The 11,021-nt window shown below is 46.4% G+C and carries 13 protein-coding genes and 1 pseudogene; 9 read left to right on the plus strand and 5 right to left on the minus strand.

Annotated features, from left to right (window positions below; all coding sequences use genetic code 11):
- The first annotated feature begins 62 nt into the window (after positions 1-62).
- Positions 63-257, plus strand: a pseudogene (locus tag J7J01_08400) (nucleotidyltransferase domain-containing protein).
- 51 nt (positions 258-308) lie between these two features.
- Entirely contained in the window at positions 309-482 is a 174-nt protein-coding gene (locus tag J7J01_08405; GenBank protein MCD6210885.1) for a HEPN domain-containing protein, read from the plus strand.
- 340 nt (positions 483-822) lie between these two features.
- Here J7J01_08405 and J7J01_08410 read toward each other — a convergent pair whose 3' ends face one another.
- The 4 genes from J7J01_08410 to J7J01_08425 form a co-directional block, all read right to left on the minus strand.
- Entirely contained in the window at positions 823-1,038 is a 216-nt protein-coding gene (locus J7J01_08410; GenBank protein MCD6210886.1) for a hypothetical protein, read from the minus strand.
- 468 nt (positions 1,039-1,506) lie between these two features.
- Positions 1,507-2,121 (minus strand): dephospho-CoA kinase, encoded by a 615-nt coding sequence (locus tag J7J01_08415; protein ID MCD6210887.1) that lies wholly within the window; start codon positions 2,119-2,121, stop codon positions 1,507-1,509.
- A gap of 1 nt (position 2,122) precedes the next feature.
- Positions 2,123-2,845 (minus strand): class I SAM-dependent methyltransferase, encoded by a 723-nt coding sequence (locus J7J01_08420; GenBank protein MCD6210888.1) that lies wholly within the window; start codon positions 2,843-2,845, stop codon positions 2,123-2,125.
- Positions 2,812-4,020, minus strand: coding sequence for a translation initiation factor IF-2 subunit gamma (locus J7J01_08425; protein ID MCD6210889.1), 1,209 nt, complete (start codon positions 4,018-4,020; stop codon positions 2,812-2,814). Before J7J01_08425 ends, J7J01_08420 begins: the two co-directional genes overlap by 34 nt.
- A gap of 125 nt (positions 4,021-4,145) precedes the next feature.
- Here J7J01_08425 and J7J01_08430 point away from each other — a divergent pair, with 125 nt between their 5' ends.
- The 3 genes from J7J01_08430 (at position 4,146) to J7J01_08440 (ending at position 6,174) form a co-directional block, all read left to right on the plus strand.
- Positions 4,146-5,285, plus strand: coding sequence for an acyl-CoA dehydrogenase family protein (locus J7J01_08430; protein ID MCD6210890.1), 1,140 nt, complete (start codon positions 4,146-4,148; stop codon positions 5,283-5,285).
- A 44-nt stretch (positions 5,286-5,329) separates the two neighbouring features.
- Positions 5,330-5,902: a SagB/ThcOx family dehydrogenase gene (locus J7J01_08435; GenBank protein MCD6210891.1), complete on the plus strand. Its 573-nt coding sequence runs from the start codon at positions 5,330-5,332 to the stop codon at positions 5,900-5,902.
- Between the two features lie 65 nt (positions 5,903-5,967).
- Entirely contained in the window at positions 5,968-6,174 is a 207-nt protein-coding gene (locus J7J01_08440) for a hypothetical protein (protein MCD6210892.1), read from the plus strand.
- A gap of 97 nt (positions 6,175-6,271) precedes the next feature.
- On the opposite strand, the gene J7J01_08445 is transcribed toward J7J01_08440, so the two are convergent.
- The gene (locus J7J01_08445) at positions 6,272-6,808 is read right to left on the minus strand and encodes a fumarate hydratase C-terminal domain-containing protein (protein MCD6210893.1); all 537 of its coding nucleotides are present in this window, start codon (positions 6,806-6,808) and stop codon (positions 6,272-6,274) included.
- 131 nt (positions 6,809-6,939) lie between these two features.
- On the opposite strand from J7J01_08445, the gene trpD reads away from it, so the two are divergent.
- The 4 genes from trpD to J7J01_08465 all read left to right on the plus strand — a co-directional run bounded on the left by trpD (position 6,940) and on the right by J7J01_08465 (position 10,999).
- A complete protein-coding gene (gene trpD, locus J7J01_08450) occupies positions 6,940-7,974 on the plus strand; it encodes an anthranilate phosphoribosyltransferase (protein ID MCD6210894.1) in 1,035 nt (344 codons plus the stop codon).
- A complete protein-coding gene (locus J7J01_08455) occupies positions 7,967-8,407 on the plus strand; it encodes an Lrp/AsnC family transcriptional regulator (GenBank protein ID MCD6210895.1) in 441 nt (146 codons plus the stop codon). Before trpD ends, J7J01_08455 begins: the two co-directional genes overlap by 8 nt.
- A 61-nt stretch (positions 8,408-8,468) precedes the next feature.
- Entirely contained in the window at positions 8,469-8,930 is a 462-nt protein-coding gene (locus tag J7J01_08460; protein ID MCD6210896.1) for a phosphopantetheine adenylyltransferase, read from the plus strand.
- Positions 8,931-8,944: 14 nt separating this feature from the next.
- Positions 8,945-10,999 (plus strand): acetate--CoA ligase family protein, encoded by a 2,055-nt coding sequence (locus J7J01_08465; protein MCD6210897.1) that lies wholly within the window; start codon positions 8,945-8,947, stop codon positions 10,997-10,999.
- Positions 11,000-11,021 lie beyond the last annotated feature (22 nt).

The raw sequence follows: 11,021 nt of genomic DNA on the forward strand, positions 1-11,021 counted from the left end.
AAAAAACAAAAGAAGCGATTGAGGAATTCAAAAAGGAGATCAAAAAGCTATAAGGTAACAGATTAAAGCATATTATACTCTATGGCTCTTATGCGAGAGGTTGCGCTACAGAAGACTCTGACATAGATATGTTCATCGTTCTTGAAGGGAAGGCGAAACCAGGGGAAGAAATTGACAGAATGATAGAGATAATAACGGAAATAAATTTGAGGTACAACGTGTTAATATCGGTTTCCTATTTCAGAGGAAGATTATAAAAAGGTAAATAGTCCGCTACCCATAAATGTGCGAAGGGAAGGTATTCCAGCATGAGAGAGATAAAATCTCTGGTAGAAAAAGCAAAGAAGTACTTAAAGAGTGCTGAAATACTCCTTAAGGAAGGTGATTATGAATCTTCGGTTTCAAGAACATACTATGCGATGTATGTTTTACTGTGCACAAGCGATGTTGCTCACGAAAAATCTATCATTTTCCTCTCATAAAGGTGTAATTTCTGCTTTTGGAGAGCATTTTGTAAAAAACAGGTGTCTTCCCGAAAGAGATAGGGAGAGAGTTAAATAGAGCTTTTGAGAAAAGACAATTAGGATAGGAGATTACGAATACACTTTTATGATATCCATGCTAGAAGCTGAAGAAATGCTTAAGAGTGGAAAGAAATTTGTGGATGAGATAATTCAACATCTGAAGGAAAAAAAGATATTATAACTGCACGTCGCCTAACAGCGCACATGCGACTCGCTAAAGCTCGCCCAAATTTTGCCTTACGGCAAATTTCACATATCCCCAAAACGTTAGGTGACATTGACTATCGTATCGTAACGCCTAATGCATGTTCCTCTTGAATATAAGATAAGCAACGCCTAACATGCCTGCAATAGCTAACCCACCAGACATGCCTATGATAGTGCCCAACAGGGTGCTTCCATACTTCGTATACCGATTCTTGTGACGGTAATTTAATGGTAATGCCTGTTTGGATGCCTCCAACTTCTCCTTCCCATGAAAGTCCTTCCTCAGACTCCTTAAAATTATCGTCAATAAAATCCAATCCGAGAGGAACTAAAAGCCATTTAAATGTCGCATAGTATTCACCCTCACTCTCACTTATCGCACCATGAATATCGCATTTTAAAACAGTCGCTTTTTTCTTTTCGTCAATTATTACCTCTGCACCAGCAGCATATTCCCCTCACTCACCATATCTCGATAAATCCTCTTTGAGACAGTGGATTACCACGTTTTCAAACCCCTCCTTATCCTACAAAATCTCAGAGAATTCGCTTTCTTCGAACCTGCTCAATAAAAGGTGGAATCCAAAAACTGAAAATGGCTGAGAGAGCAGTATGTGCAAATTCGGGTAATATGCATGATTTTATATTTTACTTTACCATTTAATATCGAGCAAATACCTTTCTTCCCGGAAAGACTGTTTTTGGTAATGAATTACTGATTTTAACTCTTGCTTAGACGCCTTTTCGCTCATTTATCTTCCTTCCACACTCATGACTATATCTCACGAACCTTTGGACATAGCGATTGAAACACCTGCTTCACCTGCTTCGCAGTCTCTTCTATCCGCCCTTCGTTATTTATCACCACATCGGCGAATCTCAACTTCTCACGCAGTGGCATTTGCAGTCCAATCAACCTTCTCGCCTCCCCCTCATCCACTCCCTCACGTTCCATCACCCTCCTTATCTGCTCCGCTTCACTCACATAGACTACTATCACAGTATCAAATTCAGCCTGCAGCCCCGTCTCTATCAACAACGGCACGTCAACGACGATGAGCGCGTCAGGCTCTATCCTCTTTATCGCCTCTATCCTCTCCCTGCACATCGCCATCACTTCCGGGTGTATTATCGCTTCTAAAACCTCGCGCTTTCTTTTATCCCCTATTATAATATCACGCAACCTCTTCCGGTCTATCTCCAGATCCCTCCCGACTATCTCATTACCAAAGTAGTTAACAACCTGCCACCACGCCTTCGAGCATGGTCTCACCGCTTCCCTGCTCAATTTGTCACAGTCAATACCGAAAGCGCCAAGTTCCATGAATAACTTGAGCACAAGGCTCTTACCACTTGCTATCCCACCTGTTATACCAGCAACAAGCGTCAAGTCATTTCACCACCTTCAACACGACGAACGAGCCCTTTCCATAGCCCTGCCTCACTTCCTCCACCTTATCCTCTTCTAACTGCGTATGGAAACGGAATATAGTCTGCATACTTTTGATTTCCTTATTGAAGCCCGCATCCTTTAAGAGCGTAATCACCTCACGCGTATTATAAAATCTCGCAACACGATAGAAAGGGCTATCTGACTTCTTATGGCTGTATATCTCTCCAAGAGGACTGTCACGGTCTATAAAAGCAATGATGAAGCAACCATAAGGCTTGAGCACGCGATAGACCTCTCTGAATGCCTTCTCTGTATCATCGAGAAAACAAATGGTGGTAACCATAAGCACAAGCTTGAAATACGAATCCCTGAACGGGAGTGCCTCTGCAATACCGCCAATTACCTCAATACCACGAGCTTTTGCCAGCAGTCTCATCCCAGGTGCGGGCTCTATACCGAGTGTGATACCTAAGGGAGCAGCAAAACGACCGCTACCCACCCCTATCTCTATGCTTCTACTGCTACTTCTATTTTTACTTTTGACTTTGCTCTCTTGCCTTTTCGTGGGTAACAGAGCTCTTATTGCACGAAGTTCGGCTTCATATATAGACCTGTGCTCATCGAACCACTCATCATATTCTTTACCATACCGCTCAAAAGGCTCTATCCTTAACCGCTTCTTCGCCATTACTCCACTGTACCCGCACCTATGAGGTGCCATCTTGCACTTATCTTTCGCGCAATTGCCACACGAGCACCTGTTTTTGCACATATAGGGCGGCTCAGTTCCACTTTCAGGATATCTTTCGTCACCTTCTTCACTTCTCCCATTGTTATTGCCGTACCAACACTGAGCATTAAGCTCTCACCTACCCTTATCGCCGTTGTCTCTACTTCCTTTGCCACGCCAACAACGCGTTCTAGCAAATGGAATCGAAGAACGAGCTCATCGCGAGTGGGAGGTAAAGTACCCTTTAAACCCACACACTGACCGGCAAGTGAGTCCTCTATCGTCATGCTCGGGTCTAATTTCGTACCCACTCCGATCAGTCCTCCGGGTGTTACCTCTTCCACCAGCTCACCGCCCGCCATTATAGACGTTATCTCTGTCTCAATTGGTACCCACCTCTCTCTACCACCTGAAGTTACCATCCGACCAGGGCGAATCTCAAGCTTATCTCCGACCCGCAACTTACCCTGAATCAGCGAACCCCCTATCACACCACCTTTTATATCCTCTATCGGCGTTCCCGGCTTGTTTACATCAAATGAGCGAGCGATATACATAAGCGGGGGCTCGTTAGAGGGGCGAGAGGGTGTTGGTATCGTTTCTTCTATGCTCTGTATCAGAACATCCAGATTTACCGATTGCTGTGCAGAGATTGGAATAATAGGTGCTCCCTCCGCAATTGTACCCTTGATAAACTCTTTTATCTGTAAATAGTGATCTATCGCTCCCTTTCGTGAGACGAGGTCAATTTTATTCTGCACGATTACCACCTTCTCTATGCCGACAATACTGAGAGCCATCAGGTGTTCCTTCGTCTGCGGCTGAGGGCAGGGCTCAGTAGCTGCTATGAGCAGAACCGCACCATCCATAATCGCTGCGCCACTCAGCATCGTTGCCATCAGGGCTTCATGGCCCGGAGAATCAACAAAGGAGATAGTTCTTAGCTCCTCCGTCTTCGAACCACAGTGTTTACAGACCTCTTCTACTGTGTAACATTCTGGCTCCTTACAGACCGGGCATCGCCTGAAGGTCGCATCCGCATAACCAAGCCTTATGGATATCCCGCGCCTTATCTCTTCACTGTGCCTGTCCGTCCATTCCCCTGAAAGCGCATTCACTAAGGTCGTCTTTCCATGGTCAACATGCCCTACCATTCCTATGTTCACAGATGGTTTCCTCGTCGTCTTACTTACCCCCTATTCATATTCATTACTTTTTTATCTTTGTACTCACTTCTCTTTTAAAATAGAGTAATAAAAAATTATTAGTTCTGCTTTGTTTGTGAGGGGAGATGGAATTCGAGTTAGGAACACGGGAGCGAGAAATTCAGAGCTTCACCTGTGAGTTCGCTGCCACAGAGGTGTTGCCACGTGCAGCAGAGATAGACCGGAAGGGGAAATTCCCTATGGATATCGTGAAACGAATGGGAAAGCACAAACTCTTTGGCATTCCATTTCCTGTAGAGTATGGTGGTCTGGGTGATAACCTGATGTGCTATGTATTGATGGTGGAAGAGCTTTCAAAGGTGAGTGCAAGTATCGGATTCCTCAGTTCCGCTGCCCTTATCTCCCTGTTTCCCATCTATTTCGCCGGTTCTGAAGAGCAGAGGCATCGGTACATGAAGCCTTTATGTGGTGGTGAGAAATTGGGCGCTTTTGCACTCACTGAGCCTGCTGCAGGCTCTGACCCACTCTCCATGGAGACAACTGCGGTGCGGGAAGGCGATGAATACATATTAAGTGGCAGGAAGACATTTATCACAAACGCAGCAGTCGCCGATATCTATGTGGTCTTTGCATACACGGATAAGAGCAAGAGGAGGAGAGGAATAAGTGCATTTATCGTGGAGAAGGGCACAGAAGGTTTCTCATTCTCCAAACTCGTGGAGATGACGGGTATGAGAGGCTGCGTGGTTGGTGGGCTTGAATTCCATGATTGCCGCGTTCCCACTGCTAATATGCTCGGCAATGAAGGTGACGGGTTCAGAATTGCAATGGCTACCCTGGACAGGGATAGAATAGCCATGGGCAGTATCGGCGTCGGTATTGCCCGAGCTTGTATTGAAGCTTCTAAACGGTATGCGAGGGAACGCAAGCAGTTTGAGCAGCCAATAGCAAATTTCCAGGCTGTTCAATTCATGATTGCTGATATGGCAATGAGAGCAGAGGCGGCGAGGTTGCTTACCTATAAAGCGGCTTATCTCGCTGATAAAGGCGAGCGCATAACAACAAAAGAAGCATCAATGGCTAAGCTCTTTGCATCTGAAACTGCTTTCCAGGCAGCAACAAACGCCGTACAGATACATGGTGGACTCGGCTGCACGAGGGGGAGTTTAGTGGAGAGGTTATTTCGGGATGCAAGAATACTCAGTATCGCTGTTGGAACCTCGGAGATACAGAGAATAGTAATAGCACGTGAGGAGTTACGGTAAGGGTAGGTAATAAGTTAAGAAATATAGAATACGGAATACGGAATATGGAACGCGTGAAATTGGAAGTACCGGAGCATAAAAGCACTATATCGGTGGAAGAGGCGATAGCGGGGCGTAAGTCACGAAGGGCGTTCAAACATGGTGTGATAAAGAATAGAGAACTCGCGCTTCTCGTATGGGCTGCGTTAAAAGCGCCTTCCGCTGGTGCTACATATCCACTGGAGCTCTACCTTGTGATAGGAGTAGGAGCTGTGGAGCATATAGAGCCGGGAGTATATCACGTAGAGAATGGCTATCTGGAGCCGCATAAGAGCGATGACCTGCGAGTAGAGTTAGCAACCGCTTGCTTGCGGCAGATGTTCATCGCAGATGCTTCGTTCTCTATCGTCATCACTGCGGAATACGAACGTACGACCCGCAGGTATGGCGAGCGGGGGATAAGATATGTGCATATAGAGGCAGGGCATGTATCGCAGAATATATATCTGGAATGTGAGGCTCTGGGTCTGGCTACCGTGGCAATAGGCGCATTTGATGATGACGAAGTTGCAAAGGTTCTGAATCTCCCTGCGGTACATAAACCCTTATACGTGATGCCGATCGGGGTGAAGAAGTAGTCAAGGTATGTGAGTGGTGAGTACCGGGGAGAGGTAAAAAAGAAAATGGTAAAACGAATTTTTAGATGCCACCTTTTATTGGCAATGTTAGTAGAAAAGTGCAGGGGCACACAGAACTCACGATTTTTACCACTGACGACTGGGACGCATACAAGAACGCACTGGTCGAGGTTTACGGCGTTGAAGAACAGCCAGAATACAAAGGACGGGGAAGACTACCCAATCCAAAGAAAGTGCCACCGCCAGACCTGAAATCAACAGCTCACTGCTAAACCGAGGGGAAGACATACAGATTTAGCTGCGATTCCTGATTCCTTTTAGTTCCGTATCAGGTCAGGGTTTTTTCATGGATGTATAGCTACCCTTCTTTTATAACTCCTCATACAGGCTATCCCCTCTTGCATCTATGCCCACCACCAGAGGACCAAACTCATCCACGTGCATATGCCAGACCGCTTCAGCCATCCCAAGGTCTGTCCAGTATACAGATATAATGTTCTTTATACGGGTAGCGGCTAAGACTGCCGCGCCACCGGTCATTGCGAGATATACGCATCCATGTGCGCACATAGCGTCCCGTGTGGCGGTTCCCATACCCCCTTTTCCTATGATAGCACGTATTTGAAGCGCCTCTATCAGTTCTGGCGTAGCAGTCTCCATTCTTGCACTGGTTGTGGGTCCCGCGGCTATGACCTCGTGATTGCGCACTAACGGACCGCAGTGATATATCACCGCACCTCGCTCTATTGGTATTGGTATAGCCTTGCCCGCTCGCCGGTAGTCCAGTATCCGCTGGTGTGCTCTATCTCTCATCGTGTATAATTCGCCACTGAGATATACAATATCTCGCAGCTCCAATTCCTTTATCGCTGTCTCATCCAGAGGTGTGTGTAGCTTCCTCTTCATTTATTCGGTATCCATTAGAAGTGATTCTATGATAGTGAATAATGATGTGATAAAATAGAATGGATATGAATACATTCTACTTCATTTTATTTTAATTTCTTATAAGACATAATGGGGAAGGAGATGTGGAGATGCTTGAGCGATACTTGAGTAAAGTGGTGGACGGGGAGGACCTGAGTGCAGAAGAGGCGGAAATAGCGATGCGGGCTATAATGGAGGGTAAGCCAGATAGAATTCAGACCGCGGCATTCCTTACCGCAATGAGGATGAAGGGCGAGACCGAAGTGGAGATAGCGGCATTCGCCACTGTTATGCGGAGTATGGCACTGCATATAAATCCGAGAGTGGAGAAGAAGGTTGATGTATGTGGTACTGGTGGTGATACAGTAAAGACTTTTAATATATCAACTACCGCGGCATTCCTTACTGCTTGCATGGTACCGGTAGCGAAGCATGGTAACAGGTCAGTGACGTCAAAATGTGGTAGTGCGGATGTTTTAGAGGAATTGGGAGTGAATCTGGCGTTACCACCGCGAAAGATAGAGGAATGTATAGAGAAGATAGGCATTGGATTCATGTTCGCGCCCGTGCACCATCAGGCGATGAAGAATGTGGTGGAAGTGAGGCAGAAGCTTGGGTTGAGAACGGTATTCAATATTCTGGGTCCGTTAACAAATCCCGCAAAAGCCACGCATCAGCTTATAGGGGTTTATGATGCAGCTATGACGGAGAAGATAGCGAAGGTACTTCGCATCCTCGGGCTAAGGAAGGCACTTGTCGTACATGGCGAGCCAGGCGTGGATGAGGTCTCCATCTCCGGAAAGACAAAGGTATCACAATTAGAAGATGGTGAGATAGATACGTACTTCATAAGACCCGATGATTTCGGGTTGCGAGTTGCATCACCGAAAGAGATTGCCGGCGGTACTCGTGAGGTGAGTGCGAAGATACTGCGAGATGTCTTGGGCGGTAGAGAAGAGGGTGCGAAGCGTGACGTCGTTCTATTAAATGCAGCATCAGCGATATTCGCAGCAGGGGAGTCAGAGACTTTAACCGACGCCTTTGAGATAGCCAGAGAGATACTGGAATCAGGCAAAGCGGAAGCGAAACTCAATGAGTTCCTTGATTTCACAACACAGGCACAGGGGGATGATATAAGTGGATGATATAGATAGGAAGATATTGAGAGAGCTTCAACACGATTCCCGCATGTCCTTCACGAGGATAGCGCAGAAGATAGGGGTGAGCACTGCAACGGTGAGTGAACGAGTGAAGAGGTTAATGAAGAGCGGCATTATATGCGGCTACACAACGATTCTTAACACCTCGGAGATGGGTATGGTCACATTAATAGCGAAGATAAAGACCAGGCAGGGGTATGGTGTAGAAGATGTAGGGAATGAGATAGCGGCAATGGCAGAGAGTTGCTGTGTTCATCACGTTACGGGCGAATTTGACCTGGTTGTAATCGCGAAATGCACAGGTTATGATAAATGTGGAGATATTATAGAGGAGATAAAGAAGATCGAGGGAGTAGAGAGCGTGGATGCGGAACTGGTGTTGAAGACACTTAAAGAAGAACTCAAAGTCAAGATGTAGAGCAAGAAAGTAGAAGATTGCTCTCCTAACAGTAACAGCAACAGAACTTTTGCTGACGTGGATGATGAAAGTAGTATTAGGAGGTACCTTTGATCCATTGCATGATGGACATAAGCGATTACTGAGGAAGGCGTATGAGTTGAGTGGTGATGGAAAGGGGGAGATAGTGATAGGTATAACCTCAGACCGGATGGCAGAAGCGACTAAGACACGGCTGGTTCTTCCATATAAGGTAAGAGCTGCGAATATAGCTCAGTACATGTACCTGGAATATCAGGTGAGAATACGAACAGTGGAATTAGATAACAGATACGGCATGACTCTGGATGAGGATATTGATTATATAGTGATATCCCCAGAGACATATGATGTGGCACTGGAGATAAACGAACTGAGGAAAGAGCGAGGTAAGGAGCCGATAAAGATAGTAAAGGTGGAGCATGCAAAGGCAGCAGATGGAAAGCCAATCGCATCGAGGAGGATAAAAGCGGGCGAGATAGATAAACATGGGCACCTGTTGTGAGTACGAAAGAAGAAATGCTTGATAAACTCTTCAATCCCAGGACTGTTGCGGTGGTTGGCGCAACGCCAAAAGAAGGGAAGGTGGGGAATACCATCCTCAAGAATTTACTCGCATCCGGGACCGGGCTGTTGAGCATATACGCAGTGAATCCCAGGTACGACAGAATCCAAGGTTTGAAGTGTTATCCGTCATTGAGCGAGATACAGGGTGATATTGACCTTGCTGTCATTGCGATACCAGCAGAAGGGGTGCCCAACGTGCTGGAGCAATGTGCTGAGCGCGGTGTAGAGAATGTGGTTGTAATCTCAGCGGGTTTTAAAGAGGTGGGACGTGAAGGCGCAGTGCTCGAATCTGAGCTCGTCAAGATCGCTAAGGAGCATAAATTGAACATCGTCGGTCCCAATTGTCTGGGTATAATAAATACGCATGCGAATTTAAATGCGACATTTGGTAAGACTGTACCAGATAAAGGTAGTATCGCGTTTCTCAGTCAATCAGGTGCGTTTGCACTCGCGGTTATTGATTGGGCGAAAGTAGAAAAGGTCGGTTTCAGCAAGATCGTGTCATTGGGTAACAAAGCGGTGCTTGACGAGTGCCACTTCTTAGAATACCTGGATAAGGACCCGGACACAGCGGTGGTAGCGATGTATCTCGAGGATGTGAGCGAAGGTAGCCGATTTATGAGGGTGGTGAGGGAGGTCTCGAGAACAAAACCGGTGGTAGTGATGAAGAGTGGTATGACAGAGGCGGGAGCAAAAGCCGCTTCCAGTCACACAGGTAGCATAGCAGGCAGTGTGGAGGCATACAGGGCTGCCTTTGCGCAAGCTGGCATTGTTGAAGCGACATCAATCCAGGAATTGTTCGATTTCTCTCTCACACTATCGCGAATTCAACGTATAAAGGGAGGGATAGCAATAGTGACAAATTCCGGTGGACCGGGCGTCATGGCTGCGGATGCAATTGAGGAATCAGGGCTCGAACTTACCGCTTTTGAGCGCGAGACGATGGAAAAACTTCACCCACTTCAGCTCGCCAATTCTTATAACCCCATTGATGTACGTGGCGATGCAACAACTGACAAATTTGGTACCGCACTGAGCATAGTTGCTGAAGATGGGTATGTAGGTGCGATAATTGCTATTCTCTCTCCCACTGCACCGATAGAATTTGATAAAGCGGGTAATTATGTCATGGCGATAAATGCAAAAAAGCCGGTCATCCCGGTATTCATGGGTGGCGAGACGGTGATGAGCGCAGTTGAAGAGCTTAAGAAGCATGGTATTGCGAATTATTTCGATCCTGTAAGGGCGGTGAAGAGTCTCAAGGCTGTAAAGGACTACGAAGAGAGGCAGAAACGAGTATTTGAACCTCCTCCTCATTTCAATGTTGATACAGGGCAGATCAGAGAGCAACTACGGCATAAGCTGGGGTTTGAGTTACTGAAAGCGTATGGTATTCCAATACCAGCTTATGGTAAAGCAGAGACTGCGGATGAGGCGCTTGATATCGCTGATAAGATCGGCTATCCGGTGGCTATGAAGATTCTCTCACCTGATATAATTCATAAAACGGATGTGGGGTGTGTGAAGCTTAATGTGAATAGGGAAGCGGTAAAGGAGAGCTTCTTCGAGATTATGCGCAGGGGTGAGAAACTCACAACTGCGAGACGAATAGAAGGTGTTCTCGTGCAGCAGATGGTTGCTGGCGGTAAGGAGGTGATAATAGGTATGAAGCGGGACAGGCACTTTGGTCCACTGCTTATGTTTGGATTGGGAGGGATTTATGTGGAGGTCTTCAGGGATGTCTCATTCCGGATTGCACCATTGAGTATGAGTGATGCGAAGGAGATGATAAAGAATGTCAGGGCTTATCGGATATTACATGGCGTAAGAGGCGAACCCATGTCTGATATAGATTCACTCGTCAATGTCCTGCTCAGGTTCTCGCAGTTATGTGTGGAGTTTCCCGATATACTGGAAGCGGATTTAAATCCAATCAAGGTATTTGAGTATGGTAAAGGCTGCTATGTGGTCGATTTTAAGATGATAAGTACCAATTCTGTCTTTTAACTTAACCGAGGGAGAGTATACA

Source organism: Methanophagales archaeon (genome assembly GCA_021159465.1).
Taxonomy (GTDB): Archaea; Halobacteriota; Syntropharchaeia; order Alkanophagales; family Methanospirareceae; genus G60ANME1.

Bases quoted from the DNA above. Each gene is read 5' to 3' on its own strand.
- J7J01_08420 (MCD6210888.1), bottom strand. From the start codon at position 2,845: ATGGCACCTCATAGGTGCGGGTACAGTGGAGTAATGGCGAAGAAGCGG.
- J7J01_08440 (MCD6210892.1), top strand. From the start codon at position 5,968: ATGCCACCTTTTATTGGCAATGTTAGTAGAAAAGTGCAGGGGCACACA.
- J7J01_08430 (MCD6210890.1), top strand. From the start codon at position 4,146: ATGGAATTCGAGTTAGGAACACGGGAGCGAGAAATTCAGAGCTTCACC.
- J7J01_08405 (MCD6210885.1), top strand. From the start codon at position 309: ATGAGAGAGATAAAATCTCTGGTAGAAAAAGCAAAGAAGTACTTAAAG.
- J7J01_08465 (MCD6210897.1), top strand. From the start codon at position 8,945: ATGCTTGATAAACTCTTCAATCCCAGGACTGTTGCGGTGGTTGGCGCA.
- trpD (MCD6210894.1), top strand. From the start codon at position 6,940: ATGCTTGAGCGATACTTGAGTAAAGTGGTGGACGGGGAGGACCTGAGT.
- J7J01_08460 (MCD6210896.1), top strand. From the start codon at position 8,469: ATGATGAAAGTAGTATTAGGAGGTACCTTTGATCCATTGCATGATGGA.
- J7J01_08445 (MCD6210893.1), bottom strand. From the start codon at position 6,808: ATGAAGAGGAAGCTACACACACCTCTGGATGAGACAGCGATAAAGGAA.
- J7J01_08435 (MCD6210891.1), top strand. From the start codon at position 5,330: ATGGAACGCGTGAAATTGGAAGTACCGGAGCATAAAAGCACTATATCG.